Origin of the sequence: Methylopila sp. 73B (genome assembly GCF_000526315.1) — a bacterium.
Lineage (GTDB): Bacteria > Pseudomonadota > Alphaproteobacteria > Rhizobiales > Methylopilaceae > Methylopila.
Genome location: NZ_JAFV01000001.1, coordinates 341573 through 359280 on the forward strand (window position 1 = coordinate 341573; position 17708 = coordinate 359280).

General features: G+C 70.9%; 14 protein-coding genes. All 14 read left to right on the plus strand.

Annotated features, from left to right (window positions below):
• Position 1 precedes the first annotated feature (1 nt).
• The 14 genes from mraY (at position 2) to K244_RS0101675 (ending at position 17707) form a co-directional block, all read left to right on the plus strand.
• The gene (mraY, locus tag K244_RS0101610) at positions 2 to 1084 is read left to right on the plus strand and encodes a phospho-N-acetylmuramoyl-pentapeptide-transferase (protein WP_020184492.1); all 1083 of its coding nucleotides are present in this window, start codon (positions 2 to 4) and stop codon (positions 1082 to 1084) included.
• Positions 1085 to 1376: 292 nt separating this feature from the next.
• Entirely contained in the window at positions 1377 to 2696 is a 1320-nt protein-coding gene (gene murD, locus K244_RS0101615) for a UDP-N-acetylmuramoyl-L-alanine--D-glutamate ligase (RefSeq protein ID WP_020184493.1), read from the plus strand.
• A 679-nt stretch (positions 2697 to 3375) separates the two neighbouring features.
• Complete coding sequence (ftsW, locus tag K244_RS0101620; protein WP_020184494.1) at positions 3376 to 4551, plus strand: putative lipid II flippase FtsW; 1176 nt, start codon at positions 3376 to 3378, stop codon at positions 4549 to 4551.
• Positions 4548 to 5675, plus strand: coding sequence for an undecaprenyldiphospho-muramoylpentapeptide beta-N-acetylglucosaminyltransferase (gene murG, locus K244_RS0101625; protein WP_020184495.1), 1128 nt, complete (start codon positions 4548 to 4550; stop codon positions 5673 to 5675). The genes ftsW and murG overlap by 4 nt, the downstream gene beginning before the upstream one ends.
• An 18-nt stretch (positions 5676 to 5693) precedes the next feature.
• On the plus strand, positions 5694 to 7106 hold the full coding sequence (murC, locus tag K244_RS0101630; protein ID WP_020184496.1) for a UDP-N-acetylmuramate--L-alanine ligase: 1413 nt from the start codon (positions 5694 to 5696) through the stop codon (positions 7104 to 7106).
• Complete coding sequence (gene murB, locus K244_RS0101635) at positions 7103 to 8020, plus strand: UDP-N-acetylmuramate dehydrogenase (protein WP_020184497.1); 918 nt, start codon at positions 7103 to 7105, stop codon at positions 8018 to 8020. Before murC ends, murB begins: the two co-directional genes overlap by 4 nt.
• Before the next feature lie 218 nt (positions 8021 to 8238).
• Positions 8239 to 9159 (plus strand): D-alanine--D-alanine ligase, encoded by a 921-nt coding sequence (locus K244_RS0101640; protein WP_024816254.1) that lies wholly within the window; start codon positions 8239 to 8241, stop codon positions 9157 to 9159.
• A gap of 80 nt (positions 9160 to 9239) precedes the next feature.
• Complete coding sequence (locus K244_RS0101645) at positions 9240 to 10157, plus strand: cell division protein FtsQ/DivIB (RefSeq protein ID WP_197027133.1); 918 nt, start codon at positions 9240 to 9242, stop codon at positions 10155 to 10157.
• The gene (ftsA, locus tag K244_RS0101650; protein WP_020184499.1) at positions 10154 to 11479 is read left to right on the plus strand and encodes a cell division protein FtsA; all 1326 of its coding nucleotides are present in this window, start codon (positions 10154 to 10156) and stop codon (positions 11477 to 11479) included. Before K244_RS0101645 ends, ftsA begins: the two co-directional genes overlap by 4 nt.
• A 106-nt stretch (positions 11480 to 11585) precedes the next feature.
• Entirely contained in the window at positions 11586 to 13274 is a 1689-nt protein-coding gene (ftsZ, locus tag K244_RS0101655) for a cell division protein FtsZ (RefSeq protein ID WP_020184500.1), read from the plus strand.
• Between the two features lie 277 nt (positions 13275 to 13551).
• Positions 13552 to 14505 carry a UDP-3-O-acyl-N-acetylglucosamine deacetylase gene (lpxC, locus tag K244_RS0101660; protein ID WP_020184501.1) on the plus strand — a complete coding sequence of 318 codons (954 nt, stop codon included), beginning with the start codon at positions 13552 to 13554 and terminating at the stop codon, positions 14503 to 14505.
• Between the two features lie 176 nt (positions 14506 to 14681).
• A complete protein-coding gene (locus K244_RS0101665) occupies positions 14682 to 15545 on the plus strand; it encodes an outer membrane protein assembly factor BamD (RefSeq protein WP_245259725.1) in 864 nt (287 codons plus the stop codon).
• 31 nt (positions 15546 to 15576) lie between these two features.
• Complete coding sequence (gene recN, locus K244_RS0101670) at positions 15577 to 17247, plus strand: DNA repair protein RecN (RefSeq protein ID WP_020184503.1); 1671 nt, start codon at positions 15577 to 15579, stop codon at positions 17245 to 17247.
• Between the two features lie 73 nt (positions 17248 to 17320).
• Positions 17321 to 17707 (plus strand): hypothetical protein, encoded by a 387-nt coding sequence (locus tag K244_RS0101675; RefSeq protein WP_020184504.1) that lies wholly within the window; start codon positions 17321 to 17323, stop codon positions 17705 to 17707.
• The last annotated feature ends 1 nt before the right edge of the window (position 17708 follow it).

Below are 17708 nucleotides of genomic sequence, written 5' to 3' on the forward strand. Positions count from 1 at the left end.
GATGCTGTATTTCCTCGCCGACCTGTCCTGGGCCTTTCCGGGGCTGAACCTGTTCCGCTACATCACCTTCCGCACCGGCGGCGCGATCATGACCGCGGCGCTGTTCGTGTTCCTGTTCGGCCCCTGGATCATCGGCCAACTCCGCCTGAAGCAGGGCAAGGGCCAACCGATTCGCTCCGACGGCCCCCAGACCCACCTCGCCAAGCGCGGCACGCCGACCATGGGCGGCCTGATGATCCTGTCCGGCCTTGTCGCCACGACGCTGCTGTGGGCGAACCTCGCGAACCCCTACGTCTGGATCGTGCTGTTCGTGACCATCGGCTTCGGCGCAATAGGCTTCTACGACGACTATCTCAAGGTCACGAAGCAGACCCACGCGGGCTACTCCGGCAAGATGCGCCTCGCGATCGAGTTCGCGATCGCCGGGATCGCGGTCTACGCCATCACCCGCGTCGGCCAGCCCGGCTTCTCCACCTCGCTCGCGTTCCCCTTCCTGAAGAACTTCCTGCTCGACCTCGGCTGGTTCTTCCTGCTGTTCGGCGCGGTGGTGATCGTGGGCGCCGGCAACGCCGTGAACCTCACCGACGGCCTCGACGGCCTCGCCATCGTTCCCGTGATGATCGCGGCCGCGAGCTTCGGCTTCATCGCCTACCTCGCCGGCAACGCGGTGTTCGCGGATTACCTGCAGATCCACTTCACGCTCGGCACCGGCGAACTGGCGGTGGTCTGCGGCGCGGTGCTGGGCGCCGGCCTCGGCTTCCTGTGGTTCAACGCCCCTCCCGCGCAGATATTCATGGGCGACACCGGCTCGCTCGCCATGGGCGGCATGCTCGGCGCGGTGGCGGTCGCCGCGAAGCACGAGATCGTGCTCGCCATCATCGGCGGCCTGTTCGTGCTGGAGGCGGTCTCGGTGATCGTCCAGGTCGCCTCGTTCAAGCTCACGGGCAAGCGCGTGTTCCGCATGGCGCCGATCCATCACCACTTCGAACAGCTCGGCTGGTCGGAGCCGCAGGTGGTGGTGCGCTTCTGGATCGTCGCCGTGGTGCTGGCGCTGGTCGGCCTCGCGACCCTCAAGCTGCGGTGAGCGCGATGCGGGACGATCTGCGGTCGATCGCCGGCGGCGACGCCAGACGTGACCTCGGCGATGTGAACGCCACGTCGTGGTCCCCCTCTCCCCTTGCGGGAGAGGGTTGGGGTGAGGGGTCGTCCGGGACGACCTCCTACGGTTCAGGATGTCCCGGACGACCCCTCATCCGTCCGTCGGCTGACGCCGCCGGCCACCTTCCCCCGCAGGGGGAGAAGGGAAGGAGCGGCCCGCTTGGTCAAAGGGCTCCGTTCTTCTGGATCAATCTGGCCCAGCGGGGAGGCCGGCTGTCGTGACGCCGGCGACCGCGTTCAAGGGAAAGAGCGTCGCGGTGTTCGGGCTCGGCGGCTCGGGCCGCGCCACCGTGCGCAGCCTGGTCGCCGGCGGGGCCGAGGTCGTCGCCTTCGACGACAGCGCCGAGGGCGTGGCGAGGGCGGCGGCCGAGGGGCTTCCGACCGGCGACCTCCGCGCCATGGACTTCGCCCGGTTCGACAGCCTCGTGCTGGCGCCGGGCGTGCCGCTGACTCACCCGACGCCGCACTGGACGGTAGAGAAGGCGAAGGCCGCGGGCGTCGAGATCATCGGCGACATTGAGATCTTCTGCCGCGAGCGCCGGGCCATCGCGCCCGATGCGCCCTTCGTCGCGATCACGGGCACCAACGGCAAATCCACCACCACCGCGCTCATCGCCCATCTCGTCCGCCACGCCGGGCTCGACGCGCAGATGGGCGGCAACATCGGCGTCGCGATCCTCGATCTCGAACCGCCGTCCGCGACCCGCGTCCACGTCGTCGAATGCTCGTCCTACCAGATCGACCTCGCGCCGAGCCTCGACCCCAGCGTCGGCGTGATGCTGAACCTCTCCGAGGACCACCTCGAACGGCATGGGACGATGGAGAACTACGCCGCCATCAAGCAGCGGCTGGTCGCGGGTTCGGACGTCGCCGTGATCGCCCGCGACGACGCGGTCTCCGCGGCGATGGCGGAGCGGCTGAAGGCCGCCGGCCGCCGCGTCGTCGTCGTCTCCGAGACCGACCCGATCGACCTGTCGGGCGCCCGCGCGCTCCGCGGCGCGCACAACGCGCAGAACGCCAATGCGGCGCTGGCCGCCGTGCGGGCGCTCGGCGTCGCGGACGACGTCGCCTACGCCGGCCTCGCGACCTTCCCCGGTCTCGCCCATCGCATGGAGGAGGTGGCCGGCCCCGGCCGCACGACCTTCATCAACGATTCGAAGGCGACCAACGCCGACAGCGCGGAAAAGGCTTTGGCGTCGTTCCCCAAGGTGTTCTGGATCCTGGGCGGCAAGCCCAAGACCGGCGGCGTCGACGCGCTGGTCCCGCTGTTTTCGAAGGTGACGAAGGCCTACCTCATCGGCGAGGCCTCGCCCGCCTTCGCCGCGACGCTGCGCGCGCACGACGTGGCCTTGGTGGAGCTCGGCACGATCGACCGCGCGGTCGCGGCCGCCGCGGCCGACGCCGAGGCCTCAGACCAGGCGGAGCCCGTCGTGCTGTTCTCGCCGGCCTGCGCCTCGTTCGACCAGTTTCCGAACTTCGAAAAGCGCGGCGACGCATTCCGCGCGGCGGTGCAGGGGCTTGAGGCCGCGAAGGCCTAAGGCCGGGCGCGGGCGTCCCTCCCCTGGGACAGGGGAGGGTGGACGGGCGAAGCCCGGCCGGGTGGGGTGGGCGGCAGGATAAAGCTCCGCGCCCATGGCGCCCGACGCCCTAAGGCCCCCACCCGACCCTTGGCTGCGCCAAGGGCCACCCTCCCCACGCTCCGCGCGAGGAGGGATCCCCGCGTCCCGTTCTGCGCTGTCGAAAAGACCGCGGGCTATCCCTCCCCTGGGACAGGGGAGGGTGGACGGGCGAAGCCCGGCCGGGTGGGGTGGGCGGCAGGATAAAGCTCCGCGCCCATGGCGCCCGACGCCCTAAGGCCCCCACCCGACCCTTGGCTGCGCCAAGGGCCACCCTCCCCACGCTCCGCGCAAGGAGGGATCCCCGCGTCCCGTTCTGCGCTGTCGAAAAGAGGCGCGGGTTATCCCTTCCCTGGGACAGGGGAGGGTGGACGGGCGAAGCCCGGCCGGGTGGGGTGGGCGGCGGGATAAAACTTAGCGCCCAAGGCGCCCGACGCCCGAGACCCCTCTCCACGCCTCCGGCGCGAGGAGAGATCCCGCGCTCTGATCGACGGTCGTTTCGCAACGCGCGAAAACCCCGCGTTTACGTTTTGTCATCCCTAATCGGTGTTCATAGGTCGACCTCGCCCGCCATCCGTCTCGCCTCCCGGAGCCTGCCGTCATGATCTCCCGCGCGGAACGCACCGTCTTCGGCGAATGGTGGTGGACGGTCGACAGGGCGCTGCTGTTCGCCGTCGGGGCGCTCATGGTGCTCGGCGTCGTGCTGTCGCTCGCGGCCTCGCCGCCGGTGGCCGAGCGCATCGGCGTCGACATGTTCCATTTCGTGAACCGGCAGGTGATGTTCCTGCCGCCGGCGCTGCTGATCATGGTCGGCGTGTCGTTTCTCAGCCCGCGCCAGGTGCGGCGGCTCGCCTGGGTCGTGTTCGCGTTCGGCATGGTGATGCTGGCCGCGACGCTGTTCATCGGCATGGAGATCAAGGGCGCCCGGCGCTGGATCAGCTTCGGCGGGCTCGCGGTGCAGCCGTCGGAGTTCGTGAAGCCGGCCTTCGTGGTTCTCTCGGCCTGGCTGTTCGCCGAGGGCTCCGAACGGCGCGACATGCCCGGCCATCTGCTCGCCATCGCGCTGCTGGGCTCGGTCGTCGGCCTGCTGGTGCTGCAGCCCGACCTGGGCCAGACCGTGCTTTCGACCGCGGTCTGGGGGGCGCTGTTCTTTCTCGCCGGCCTGCCCTGGATCTGGGTCGTGGGCCTCGGCGGCGTCGGCGTGGTGGGACTAGTCGCGGCCTATGAGCTGCTGCCCCACGTGGCGCGCCGCATCGACCGCTTCATGAATCCCGAAACCGGCGACACCTTCCAGATCGACAAGGCGACCGAGGCCTTCGCCTCCGCCGGCTGGTTCGGCAAGGGCCCGGGCGAGGGCACCGTCAAGCGCATCATCCCGGACGGGCACACCGACTTCATCGCCGCCGTGACGGCCGAGGAGTTCGGCATCCTGTTCTGCATCGCGATCGTGTCGATCTACTGCTTTATCGTCATGCGCGGGCTGCAGCACGCCCGCCGCGAACAGGACGGCTTCACTCGCCTCGCCATCGCCGGGCTCACCATGCTGTTCGGCCTGCAGGCGGCGATCAACATGGCGGTGAACCTGCACCTGATGCCGGCGAAGGGCATGACGCTGCCGTTCATCTCCTACGGCGGCTCGTCGCTGTTCGCGCTGGCGCTCGGCGTCGGCATGCTGCTCGCGCTGACGCGCCGCCGGCCGCGCACCGACGCGCTCGCCTCCGAGATCGCGCGGCATGTCCGCGCCCATGGCGCGACGCCGGTCGCGGCGCGCGCATGACCGACTGGCCGCGACCCATCCTGCTGGCGGCCGGCGGCACCGGCGGCCACCTCTTCCCGGCGGAAGCGCTGGCGGTCGAGCTCGGCCGCCGCGACGTGCCGGTGGAGCTCGTGACCGACGAGCGGGCGCTCGCCTACGCCTCCAAGTTTCCGGCCCGTGCGGTGCACGCGCTGCCGGCCGACACGCTGCGCGGCTCGGGCGCGCTCGCCTACGCCAAGCTCGGGCTGACCCTCGCCCGCGGGGTAGGGAAGGGCGTCGGCCTCATGCGCCGCGTGCGGCCCGCGGCCGTGGTCGGCTTCGGCGGCTATCCCTCGTTTCCGCCCCTGGTCGCCGGGCGGATCGCCGGCGTGCCGGTCGTGCTGCACGAGCAGAACGCGGTGATGGGGCGCGCCAACCGGATGCTGGCAAGGTTCGCCACCACCATCGCGACCGGCTTTCCCGACGTGTCCGGCGCGCCCTCCGGCGCCGTGACGACGCATGTGGGCAATCCCGTGCGGCCCCAGGTGATCTCGGCCAGCGGCGTCGCCTACGAGGCGCCCGAGGGCGATCGGCCGATCCGCCTGCTGGTGTTCGGCGGCAGCCAGGGCGCGCGGGTGATGTCCGAGGTGGTGCCGGCGGCGCTCGCTCTGCTGCCGGGCGAACTCAAGGCCCGGCTCCGCGTGACGCAGCAGGCGCGGCCCGAAGATCTCGAGGCCGCCCGCGCGGCCTATGCGGCGGCCGGCATCGAGGCCAACCTCACGAGCTTCTTCGACGACATGCCCGCCCGCATGGCGCTCGCCCATTTCGTCATCGCGCGCGCCGGCGCCTCGACGGTCGCGGAGCTCGCGGTGATCGGCCGGCCCTCGATCCTGGTGCCGCTGCCGCACGCGCTCGACAACGACCAGCTCGCCAACGCCAACGCCCTGGCGCTATCCGGCGGCGCGGTGGTGTGGCCGCAGGCGCGCCTCACCCCCGAGGCGCTCTCCGAAGACCTCTCGATTCGGCTCGCCGACGGCGCGGCGCTTTCGGCGTCCGCGGCCGCGGCGCGGCGCGTCGGCAAACCGGACGCCGCCGCTCGGCTCGCGGATGTGGTATTGGCCGCCGCCGGCGTCCACGCGCCTGCGCCCGCCTCGCTCACGTCCTGACAGGTTTTAGCCTCTCCCATGAAACTTCCCCGCGACATCGGCCCCGTCCACTTCGTCGGCATCGGCGGCATCGGCATGTCCGGCATCGCCGAGGTGCTGGCCAACCACGGCTACAAGGTCCAGGGCTCCGACGCGGCGGAAAGCGCCAACGTCAAGCGCCTGCGCGACAAGGGCATCGCCGTCACCATCGGCCATGCCGCCGAGAACCTCGGCGACGCCGAGGTCGTGGTGGTGTCCTCCGCCATCAAGCGCGGCAACCCCGAGCTCAACGCCGCCCGCGAGAAGCGGCTGCCGGTGGTGCGGCGCGCGGAGATGCTGGCCGAGCTGATGCGGCTGAAGACCTGCGTCGCCATCGCCGGCACCCACGGCAAGACCACGACCACCTCGCTCGTCGCGACGCTGCTCGACGCCGGCGCGATGGACCCGACCGTGATCAACGGCGGCATCATCAACGCCTACGGCACCAACGCCCGCATGGGCGAGGGCGACTGGATGGTGGTGGAGGCCGACGAGAGCGACGGCACCTTCCTGAAGCTGCCGACCGACGTCGCGGTCGTCACCAACATCGACCCCGAGCACCTCGACCACTTCGGCACCTTCGACGCGGTGAAGGCGGCGTTCCGCTCCTTCGTCGAGAACGTGCCGTTCTACGGCTTCGCGGTGATGTGCCTCGACCACCCGACCGTCCAGGACATGGTGGGCACGATCGAGGACCGCCGGGTCGTGACCTACGGCGAGAACCCTCAGGCGGACGTGCGGCTGCTCGACGTCGATCTGAAGGGCGGCCAGGCCCGGTTCCGCGTCGCCATCCGCGACCGCAAGACGGGCGCCGAGACCCGGATCGACGACCTCGTGCTGCCCATGGCCGGCCGCCACAACGCGCTGAACGCGACCGCGGCGATCGCCGTCGCGCACGAGCTCGGCGTGTCCGCGGACCAGATCCGCGCAGGACTCGCCAAGTTCGGCGGCGTGAAGCGGCGCTTCACCCGCACCGGCGAGTGGAACGGCGTCGCGATCTTCGACGACTACGGCCACCACCCGGTCGAGATCTCCGCGGTGCTGAAGGCGGCGCGCGCGTCCACCGACGCCCGCGTCATCGCGGTTGTGCAGCCGCACCGCTACTCCCGCCTGCACGCGCTGTTCGACGGCTTCTCCAGCTGCTTCAACGACGCCGACACCGTGATCGTGGCGGACGTCTACGCCGCCGGCGAGCAGCCGATCGAGGGCGCGTCGCGCGACGACCTGGTGGCGGGCCTGCGCGCCCGCGGCCATCGGCACGTCATCCCGCTCGAAGGCCCGCAGGCGCTCGCGGGCGTCGTGGCGAGCGTGGCGAAGCCCGGCGACTACGTCGTGCTGCTCGGCGCCGGCACCTCGACCTATTGGGCCGCAGCCCTGCCAGAGGAGCTCGCGGCGCTGAAGGCCGGCGCATGACGGGCACGCTCGCCGCCTCACTCTCCGCCGCCATGCCGAAGCTTCGCGGCAGGCTTTCGGCCGATCAGAGCCTGGCGGAATCCGTCTGGTTCCGGGTCGGCGGCAAGGCCGAGGCGCTGTTCCAGCCGGCCGACGACGACGATCTCGCCTACTTTCTCAGCCGGCTCCCGGCGGAGGTCCCTTACACGGTCATCGGCCTCGGTTCGAACCTGCTGGTGCGCGACGGCGGTCTGCCGGGCGTGACGATCAAGCTCGGCAAACCGTTCGCCCTGATCGCGCCGGGCCGCGACGCGACGCTTTGGGCGGGCGCTGCGGCGGCCGACAAGCGGGTGGCGCTGGAGGCGATGGAGGCGGGCATCGGCGGCTTCGCGTTCTTCGCCGGCATCCCTGGCGCGCTCGGCGGCGCGCTCGCCATGAACGCGGGCGCGAACGGGACCGAGACCTCCGACCGCGTCGTCGAGGTGTTCGGCTTCGACCGAGCGGGCGACGCGGTGACGCTCTCGAACGCCGCGATGGGCTACTCCTACCGCCACTCGTCGGCGCCGGAGGGGGTGATCTTCACCGGCGCCCTGATGCGGGGCGAGAGGCGCGAGCGCGCGGCCATCAAGGCGGAGGTCGACGCGGTGATCGCGCACCGCGAGGCCAGCCAGCCGACCCGGAGCCGCACCGGCGGCTCGACCTTCAAGAATCCGCCCGGCCTGTCTGCGTGGCGGCTCGTGGACGAGGCCGGGTGTCGCGGGCTGACGATCCGCGGCGCGCAGGTGTCGGAACTGCACACCAACTTCCTCATCAACGTCGGCGGCGCCACCGCGGCCGACATCGAGGCGCTGGGCGAAGAGGTCCGGCGGCGCGTGAAGGAAACCTCGGGCGTCGCGCTCGAGTGGGAGATCAAACGGATCGGAGTGGCGGGGTAAGGGCGCCGCGCCGGAGCGCGTGCTTCGAGACGCCGTCCGGCGGACGGCTCCTCAAGCCATGAGGACGTTGGCGACCTCAAGGACCTCCTCATGCCGAGGAGCCTCGGCGAGAGCCGAGGCGTCTCGAAGCGCGCACTCCGCATCCGCGGGCGAACACTGTGATGACGATCCCGTCTCCGCCGCTGCGGCCGGGCTGACGAAATTTCCGGGGAAACATGATGTCCAAACACGTCGCCGTCCTGATGGGGGGCTGGTCCTCGGAGCGGCAGGTCTCGCTCTGGTCGGGCGCGGCCTGCGCCAAGGCGCTGGAAGGCGAGGGCTACCGCGTCACGCCGATCGACGCCGGCCGCGATCTCGCCGAGGTGCTGGCGAAGGTGAAGCCGGACGTCTGCTTCAACGCGCTGCACGGCCGCTTCGGCGAGGACGGCACGGTGCAGGGCCTGCTGGAGATCATGGGGATCCCCTACACGCACTCCGGCGTGCTGGCCTCCTCGCTCGCCATGCACAAGGAGCGGGCGAAGACCGTGATGGCGGCTGCGGGGGTTTCCGTCCCGCGTGGCAAAGTCGTCACACGCTCAGAGGCCGCCGCGTCGCACGTCTTAACGCCTCCTTACGTCCTCAAGCCTGTCGACGGCGGATCATCGGTCGGCGTCCTAATCGTTAACGAAGACCACGCCCATCCGCCGCAGGAGCTCACCCGCGGGGACTGGGCGCATGGCGAGCTGCTGCTCGCTGAAAATTTCGTTGCGGGGAAAGAACTTACCTGCGCGGTGCTGAACGGCGAGGCGCTGGAGGTGATCGAAATCGTGCCCGGCGACGCCTGGTACGACTTCGACGCCAAGTACGCCAAGGGCGGCTCGCAGCACGTCCTCCCGGCAAAAATTTCACCCTTTGTTTACCAAGAGGTCCGAAAACTGGCTCTCGCGGCGCACCACGCTCTCGGGTGCCGCGGAGTAAGCCGGGCCGATTTCCGTTTCGACGACCGCGAAGGCGGCACGGGAGAGCTCGTCTGCCTCGAAGTGAACACGCAGCCCGGCATGACGGAGACGTCGCTCGTGCCGGAACTCGCCGCTTATGCCGGCATAGGGTTTGGTGAGCTTGTTCGATGGCTAGTGGAGGACGCCTCCTTGGAACGCTAGACGGACGCCTCAGGGCGCCGGTCGGCGGCGGCCGCGAAGCGGCCGCACCCCGGACCCGGGTGTTCAAGACGGGCCCGAACATGCGGTCGGCCAGCGAGAACGCGCGCCAGCCGCGGCCGGACCTCGACGACGTCGACGAGGTGATCGGCGCGAGCCGCCTGACCTCGCTGCGCTTCCGCCTCGAGCGGGTCGCCCGCCGGCGCCGCCTCGGCGTCGCCCTCACCGTGCTGTTCTTCGGCGCGACCGGCGTGACCGGCATGATCGACGGCGGCCATTGGCCCACCGTCCGCGCCGAGATCGAAAACCTCCACGTCACCGTCGCCAACGCCGTCGGATTCCGCGTGATCGCGGTTGCGACCGAAGGCCAGAGCGCGCTCACCGACGACGAAGTCCTGCTGGCGCTCGGCATCGGCGAAAACACCGCGCTTCCGTTCCTGGACGTCGGCGCGGCCCGCGACCGGCTGATGGCGAACCCGCTGGTGCAGGACGCGACCGTCCGCAAGCTCTATCCCGACCGGGTCACCGTGCATCTCGTGGAGCGCAAGCCGTTCGCGCTGTGGCAGCACGACGGCAAGGTGCAGATCCTCGCCGAGGACGGCACGCCGATCGACGAGTTCCGGGATTCGCGCTTCGCCCATCTCCCGCTCGTCGTCGGACCCTCCGCGAACCTCCGCGCCCGGCCGCTGCTCGACGCGCTGGACGGCGCGCCGAAGATCAAGACCGAGACCTACGCGGCCGTGCTCGTGGCCGAGCGCCGCTGGAATCTCCGGCTGCGGTCGGGCGTCGAGGTGAAGCTGCCGGAGACGGGCTTCCGCGAGGCGCTGGCCCGGCTCGAGTCGCTTCAGGCCACCCGAAATCTCTTCTCCAAGGACATTGCGATCGTCGACCTTCGATCGCCGATCCGCACCGTGGTGCGGGTGACGCCCGAGGCGGCGGACAAGCTGGCCGAGGCTGAAAAGGCCGCCGAGAAGGCGCGTAAGAAGGCCGGAGCGACATGAGTCAGGCGTTCCCCTACGGCGTTGTTCCGAAGATGAAGCCGCTGCCGCAGCGTCGCGCTGTGGTGGTTTCCGTTCTCGACGTCGGCACCTCCAAGATCGCGTGCCTGGTGGCGCGGCTGAAGCCGGTCGAGGCCGGCGACGCGCTGCCCGACCGCTCGCATCTCGTCGAGCTGATCGGCGTGGGCCACCAGCGCTCGCGCGGCGTCAAGGGCGGCCAGATCGTCGACATGGAGGCCGCCGAGCAGGCGATCCGGCTCGCGGTCGACGCGGCGGAGCGGATGGCGGGCGTCCAGATCGAGAGCGTCATCGTGTCGGTCTCCGCCGGCCGGCTCGCCTCCGAGACCTTCCACGCCGAAGTGCCGATCGCCGGCCACCCGGTGGAGGACCGCGACATCCGCCGCGTGCTGCAGGCGGGCTGCGCCCATTCCGTGCGGCCGAACCGCGCCGTGGTGCATTCGATCCCGACGGGCTTCGGCCTGGACGCGACCCGCGGCGTGCGCGATCCGCGCGGCATGGTGGGCCAGCATCTCGGCGTCGACATGCACATCGTCACCGCGGAAGGCGCGCCGTTGCGCAACCTGATGCTGTGCGTCGAGCGCTGCCACCTGAACGTCGAGACCATCGTCGCCGCGCCTTACGCCTCCGGGCTTGCCGCGCTCGTCGACGACGAGGCCGAGATGGGCGTGACGCTGGTCGACATGGGCGGCGGCACCACCTCGGTCGCCGTGTTCAAGGGCGGGCAGTTCGTGCATTCGGACGCGGTCGCGCTCGGCGGGCACCACGTTACCCTCGACCTCGCCCGCGGGCTCTCGACGAGCCTCGACGAGGCGGAGCGGCTGAAGACGCTGCACGCCAGCGTGTTTCCGGCGCTCGCCGACGAGCGTGAGCAGATCGCGGTCACCCCGGTCGGCGAGAACGAGATCGACGGCGCCAGCTACCTGCCGAAGTCGATGATCGTGAAGATCGTCAAGCCGCGCGTGGAGGAGATCCTCGAGCTGGTGCGCGACCGCCTCAAGGCGTCGGGTTATGCGGCGGAAGCGCGCCGCGTCGTGCTCACCGGCGGCGCGTGCCAGCTGACGGGCCTGCCCGATCTGGCGCGGCGCATTCTCGACCGGCCCGTCCGCATCGGCCGCCCGCTGGGCGCCCGCGGGCTGCCCGAGGCGGCCAAGGGGCCGGCCTTCGCCGGCCCGGTCGGACTTCTGGTTTTCCCGCAGGTTGCGGGTCTGGAACACGTCGATCCGCGGCGGATGCGCCGCGGCGGGTCGGCGCCAAAAGACACTTACATCCACCGCGTTGGGCGGTGGCTGAAGGAGAGCTTCTGACCGTCGGATCGGCGACCGACGGGCAGATGGGGCGAGCGCGCCCCCCGAACGCCGAACGTGAAGACAGGCAAACGCCGGGACGGCGCGACAACCTACGAGGCATGCGATGACGATCAACCTGAAGATGCCGGACATCCGGGAACTGAAGCCGCGGATCACCGTGTTCGGCGTCGGCGGCGCCGGCGGCAACGCCGTGAACAACATGATCGAGGCCGGCCTCGTGGGCGTCGACTTCGTGGTCGCGAACACCGACGCGCAGGCGCTGACCCTGTCGAAGGCCGAACGCATCATCCAGATGGGCGTGCAGGTCACCGAGGGTCTCGGCGCCGGCTCCCAGCCTGAGGTGGGCCGGGCGGCCGCCGAGGAGGTGATCGACGAGATCCGCGATCACCTGTCGGGCGCGCACATGGCGTTCATCACCGCCGGCATGGGCGGCGGCACCGGCACGGGCTCGGCCCCGGTCGTGGCCCGCGCGGCCCGCGAGGCCGGCATCCTGACCGTCGGCGTCGTGACCAAGCCGTTCCACTTCGAAGGCCAGCGCCGGATGAAGACGGCGGAAGCCGGCATCGAGGAGCTGCAGAAGGCGGTCGACACCCTCATCGTCATCCCGAACCAGAACCTGTTCCGGGTCGCGAACGAGCGCACCACCTTCGCCGACGCCTTCGCCATGGCGGACCAGGTGCTCTACTCGGGCGTCGCCTGCATCACCGACCTGATGGTCAAGGAAGGCCTGATCAACCTCGACTTCGCCGACGTCCGCGCGATCATGCGCGAGATGGGCAAGGCGATGATGGGCACGGGCGAGGCCTCGGGCGACAAGCGCGCGGTCCAGGCGGCGGAAGCCGCCATCGCCAACCCGCTGCTCGACGACGTCTCGATGAAGGGCGCCCGCGGCCTGCTGATCTCGATCACCGGCGGCAACGACCTGACGCTCTACGAAGTCGACGAGGCGGCCACCCGCATCCGCGAGGAGGTGGACTCGGAAGCCAACATCATCCTCGGCGCGACCTTCGACGAGAGCCTGGAAGGCATCATCCGCGTGTCGGTCGTCGCCACCGGCATCGACCACATCATGGAGGCGGGCCAGACCAGCCCGGCCGAGCAGCGCATCGCGGAGCTCACCAACCGTTTTAAGCAGCCGGCTCCGGCGACCCGTTCGCCCGAACCGCAGACGCTCCCGACCTTCCGCGCGCCGACCCAGCCGGTCCAGCCCGCGGCCCCGGCGCCGGCTCCCGAACAGCATGAGCCGGCTTACGAAGCGCACTACGAGCAGCAGGCGATCGCCGCGATCGAGGACGTCACCATCCGTCCCGCCGCGCCGAAGGCTCCGCTCGCCGAGCCCCAGCACGCCGCCCCTGCGGCCTATGAGGACGACCAGCACGAGCACGCCTTCATCCCGCCGCAGGCCGAGCGCGCCGCCCGCGCGCCCCGCATGCCGCGGATCGAGGACCTCCCGCTGCCGGCCCAGGCGCAGATCCGCGCCAGCCGCGAGCAGGCTCCCGAGCCCGCTCCGGACCGCAAGCGCATGACCCTGCTGCAGCGCCTCGCGAACGGCCTCGGCCGCCACCACGAGGACGAGGACGCCCCGGCGCATCATCCGGCCCCCGTGCAGCCGGTCCAGGCGCAGCGTCCCGCGCCGGTCCAGCCGGACCAGCGCCGGCCCCAGGCTCCGGCCTACCGCCCCGCCCAGGGCGGGCTCGACGCCCAGGGCCGCGCCCCCTCGCAGCAGCACCCCCGCGGCCTCGAGGACGACCAGCTCGAGATCCCGGCGTTCCTTCGCCGCCAGGCGAACTGACGCTCGGGCCTCAAGGCTCGACACGACTCGGCGGCTCGGACCTCACGGTCCGGGCCGTCGGCTTTTCAGGCCCGCTCGAAGGCCGGTTTTTGTTAACAATTTCAAAAGCGTACGCCTGTTACAAAGCGTAAAGAACCTTGATTTGGGATCGGTCGGTCAACGACCTAGTTTGCAGCGCATCAAGAAGGCCGGACAGCGTTCCGGTCGTTCGCGCGTGACGAACGCGCCGATACGACGGGCTCCGCTCTGAGCTGTCGGGATTTCGAGGTTCGAGTTGATGTTTGCGCACCAGACCACGCTTGCAGGAACGGCCGTCGTCGACGGCGTCGGCGTCCATTCCGGCGCGCCGGTCGTCATGACGCTCGAGCCGGGCGACGCCGGCACGGGCGTCGTCTTCGTCCGCACGACCGCGGACGGCGACGAGCACGAGATTCCAGCCCGCCACGATCTGGTGAAGGCGACCGAGCTCCAGACCGTGCTGGGCGACGCCGGCGGCGCGAGCGTCTCGACCATCGAGCACCTGATGGCGGCGCTGCGCGCGCTCGGCGTCGACAACGCCCGCGTGTGCCTCGACGGCCCCGAGGTGGCGATCGTCGACGGCTCGTCGCGCCCCTTCGTGGAGGCGATCGAGGCGGTCGGCCTGCGCAAGCTCTCGGCGCCGCGCCGGATGCTGAAGATCCTGAAGCCGGTCCGCGTCGAACAGGGCCGCGGCTACGCCGAGCTCGCGCCCGCGCCGTCCGGTTTCCACATGGACGTCACCATCGATTTCGCGTCCGACCTGATCGGCCGCCAGCAGATTCGTTTCGACCTTACGCCGCAGGTCTTCCGCGAGGAGATCGCGGCGGCGCGCACCTTCGGCTTCCTGAAGGACGTGGAGCGCCTGTGGGCGGCCGGCTTCGCCCGCGGCTCCTCGATGGAGAACACGGTCGTGCTGGGCGACGACCGGGTGCTGAACCCCGAGGGCCTGCGCTTCGTGGACGAGTTCGTGCGCCACAAGGCGCTGGACGCCGTCGGCGATCTGGCGCTGTCCGGCCTGCCGCTCGTCGGCCGCTTCACCTCGTTCTGCGGCGGCCACAAGCTGAACGGCGCCGTGCTCGGCGCCCTGCTGGCGGATCCCTCGGCCTACGCGATCGTCGAGGAGGCGCCCGTTCGCCGCGAGCAGCGCGAGCCGCGGCATGCCGCCGCTCCGCTCGCCAGCGCCGTTCCGGCGTTCGGCCCGCGGGTCGACTGACGGCGCGCCGGCGGCGGAAACGCGCGCCGGCCGCTTGCACGTTGGCGCGCCCGATCCCTTTCCGCTATAGACGGCGGCGGAGTCGCGTTCACCATGCGGCGCCGGCCGCGACGCTTCGGCGTCCGGTCATCGGGGAACCACCGTCGAATTCAGCGTTCACGAGGCTCGCGATGGTCATGCGTACGTCTTCCGCCACTCCGTCCGCGCGCCGTCGGGGCTTTCGATTCGCTCTGGCGCTCGCCCTTGCGACGCCGGCCGCGCTGCCGCTTGCGGGCTGCTCCTACTTCTCGTCGGACAAGGACGCGCTCGCGCCCGACGAACCGGCGGACAAGCTCTACAACGAGGGCCTGGCCAACCTGAACGCCGGCTCCTACGACGCCGCGAAGAAGAAGTTCGCCGAGGTCGACCGCCAGCACCCCTATACCGACTGGGGCCGCAAGGCGATCTTGATGACCACCTTCGCGAACTACCGCGCCGGCAACTATTCCGAGGCCATCACCAGCGGCACGCGCTACGTCCAGCTGCACCCGACCAGCCAGGACGCGGCTTACGCGCAGTATCTGGTCGCGATGTCCTATTACAACGAAGTGCCCGACGTCAGCCGCGACCAGGAGCGCACCCGCAAGGCGCTCGCCACCTTCGACGAGGTCGTGCGCCGCTGGCCGGACAGCGAGTACGCGACCGAATCGAAGAAGCGCATCCTGATCGCCCGCGACCAGCTCGCCGGCAAGGAAATGCAGATCGGGCGCTTCTATCTCGCCCGCCGCGACTACACCGGCGCTATCAACCGCTTCCGCGTCGTCGTCAGCCAGTACCAGCAGACCCGCCACATCGAAGAGGCCCTGTTCCGGCTGACCGAGGCCTACATGGCGCTCGGCATCACCGGCGAGGCGCAGACCGCCGCGGCGATCCTCGGCCACAACTTCCCGGACAGCGAGTGGTACCAGAAGAGCTATGCGCTGGTGACGAACGGCGGGCTGACGCCGCAGGAGAACTCCGGCTCCTGGATCAGCCGCGCGTTCCGGGGCGTCGTGGGCTGACGCGGGCCGCCGCGCCCGCACGGGAGGGCCCGTGCTCGCACGGCTGTCTATTCGCGACATCGTCCTGATTGACCGGCTCGACGTCGATTTCGAGGCCGGGCTTTCGGTCATGACCGGCGAGACCGGCGCGGGCAAGTCGATCGTGCTCGACGCGGTCTCGCTTGCGCTCGGCGGGCGAGGCGACGGCGGGCTCGTGCGCGAAGGCGAGGCGCAGGGCCAGGTCACCGCCGTGTTCGACCTCGCGCTCGATCATCCCGCGCGCGCGATCCTCAAGTCTCAGGACATCGACGACGACGGCGACCTGATCCTTCGTCGGGTGCAGGCGCGCGACGGCCGCACCCGCGCGTTCGTCAACGACCAGCCGGTGAGCGCCCAGGCGCTGCGCACGCTCGGCGCGACGCTGGTCGAGATCCACGGCCAGCACGACGACCGCGCGCTGGTCGACACCGCCGCCCACCGCGCGCTGCTCGACGGCTACGGCGGTCTTGGCCGGGAGGTCGCGGCGACGTCCGTCGCCTGGCGCCGTCGCCGGGAGGCGGAGAAGGCGCTGGCCGAGCACACCGCCCGCGTCGAAGCCGCCCGCCGCGAGGCGGATTACCTGCGCCACGCCAGCGAGGAGTTGCGGGCGCTCGGGGCCGAAGTCGGCGAAGAGCAGGACCTGGCGGGGCGTCGCTCCGCCATGATGCGGGCGGAGAAGGCGGCGGAGGACCTCAACGAGGCCTTCGACGCCGTCGCGGGCGGCTCGTCGCCCGTGACCACCATCGCAAACGCCATCCGCCGGCTGGAACGGCGCGCCGCCTCGTCGCCCGAGCTGGTGGAGCCCGCCATCAAGGCGCTCGACGCCGCCCTGCTCGCGCTCGACGAGGGCGAGGCGCACCTGAAGGCCGCGATCGAGGCGACCGCCTTCGACCCCCGCGAGCTGGAGCGCATCGAGGAGCGGCTGTTCGCGCTGCGCGCGGCGTCCCGTAAGTACGATCGGCCGGCCGACGACCTTGCGGCGCTGGCCGCGAAGTTCTTCGCGGACCTCGCCGATCTCGACGCCGGCGAAGAGCGGCTGATCGCGCTCGACGCGGAGGCCAAGGCCGCGGCGGAGGCCTATGACGCCGCGGCGGGCGCCTTGAGCGCCGCCCGGCGCGCCGCGGCGGGCCGGCTCGACGCCGCCGTGATGGCGGAGCTGCCCGATCTGAAGCTCGAGCGGGCGCGCTTCATGACCGAGATCGTCTCGGACGGCGGCGGCGCGGGGCCGGACGGGATCGACCGCGTCGAGTTCTGGGTGCAGACCAACCCCGGCACCCGCGCGGGGCCGCTCGCCAAGATCGCCTCGGGCGGCGAGCTGTCGCGGTTCATGCTGGCGCTGAAGGTGGCGCTGGCCGACCGCGGATCGGCCCCCACGCTGGTGTTCGACGAGATCGACACCGGCGTCGGCGGGGCGGTGGCGGACGCGATCGGCGCCCGGCTCGCCCGGCTCGCCCAAACGGTGCAGGTGCTGTCGGTCACCCATGCGCCGCAGGTGGCGGCGCGCGCCGGACGGCATTTCCTGATCTCGAAGGCGCAGCCCGAGGGCGAGACGCGGGTGGCGACCCGGGTCGAGGCGCTCGACGCGCCCGCGCGCCGGGAGGAGATCGCGCGCATGCTGGCCGGGGCGTCGGTGACCGAAGAGGCGCGCGCCGCGGCCGCGAGCCTGCTGGACGGCGCGGCGTAAGCGCTTAAGCCTGCCGCTCCGCAAGCCTCAATCGCTATGCTATGGTTGTGGTAGCCCACGCGCCTCAAGTCTCATGACCGCCCAGCCGCTGTTCGACACCGCCCGCTTTCGTGACCGGCTGACCGCCTCCGGCATGCCGGAGGTGCAGGCGCGCGCCGTGACGGAAGGGTTCGACGAGGCGCTGCGCGGCGCGACCGCCACCAAGACGGACGTCGAGAACCTGGGCGCCACGCTCGGCGGCAGGATCGACGCTCTCGACGCCAAGATCGACGCGGTCGAAGTCCGGCTGGAAGCCAAGATCGACTCCGTCGAGGAGCGTCTGGGAGCCCGCATCTCGCTGCTCGACGAGGCCATCGGACGACGTCTGGCGGAGTCGCAGGCGAACCAGCTGAAGTGGTTCGTGGCCTCGCTGTTCGGCGCGCTCGGCCTGCTGTTCGCCGCCCTGAAACTGTTCCCCTGAG

Excerpts from the sequence above, each read along its gene's own strand:
- ftsA (WP_020184499.1), top strand. The coding sequence starts at position 10,154 with ATGAGTCAGGCGTTCCCCTACGGCGTTGTTCCGAAGATGAAGCCGCTG.
- murG (WP_020184495.1), top strand. The coding sequence starts at position 4,548 with ATGACCGACTGGCCGCGACCCATCCTGCTGGCGGCCGGCGGCACCGGC.
- lpxC (WP_020184501.1), top strand. The coding sequence starts at position 13,552 with ATGTTTGCGCACCAGACCACGCTTGCAGGAACGGCCGTCGTCGACGGC.
- K244_RS0101640 (WP_024816254.1), top strand. The coding sequence starts at position 8,239 with ATGTCCAAACACGTCGCCGTCCTGATGGGGGGCTGGTCCTCGGAGCGG.
- K244_RS0101675 (WP_020184504.1), top strand. The coding sequence starts at position 17,321 with ATGACCGCCCAGCCGCTGTTCGACACCGCCCGCTTTCGTGACCGGCTG.
- K244_RS0101665 (WP_245259725.1), top strand. The coding sequence starts at position 14,682 with ATGCGTACGTCTTCCGCCACTCCGTCCGCGCGCCGTCGGGGCTTTCGA.
- K244_RS0101645 (WP_197027133.1), top strand. The coding sequence starts at position 9,240 with ATGCGGTCGGCCAGCGAGAACGCGCGCCAGCCGCGGCCGGACCTCGAC.
- murC (WP_020184496.1), top strand. The coding sequence starts at position 5,694 with ATGAAACTTCCCCGCGACATCGGCCCCGTCCACTTCGTCGGCATCGGC.
- ftsW (WP_020184494.1), top strand. The coding sequence starts at position 3,376 with ATGATCTCCCGCGCGGAACGCACCGTCTTCGGCGAATGGTGGTGGACG.
- ftsZ (WP_020184500.1), top strand. The coding sequence starts at position 11,586 with ATGACGATCAACCTGAAGATGCCGGACATCCGGGAACTGAAGCCGCGG.
- murB (WP_020184497.1), top strand. The coding sequence starts at position 7,103 with ATGACGGGCACGCTCGCCGCCTCACTCTCCGCCGCCATGCCGAAGCTT.
- mraY (WP_020184492.1), top strand. The coding sequence starts at position 2 with ATGCTGTATTTCCTCGCCGACCTGTCCTGGGCCTTTCCGGGGCTGAAC.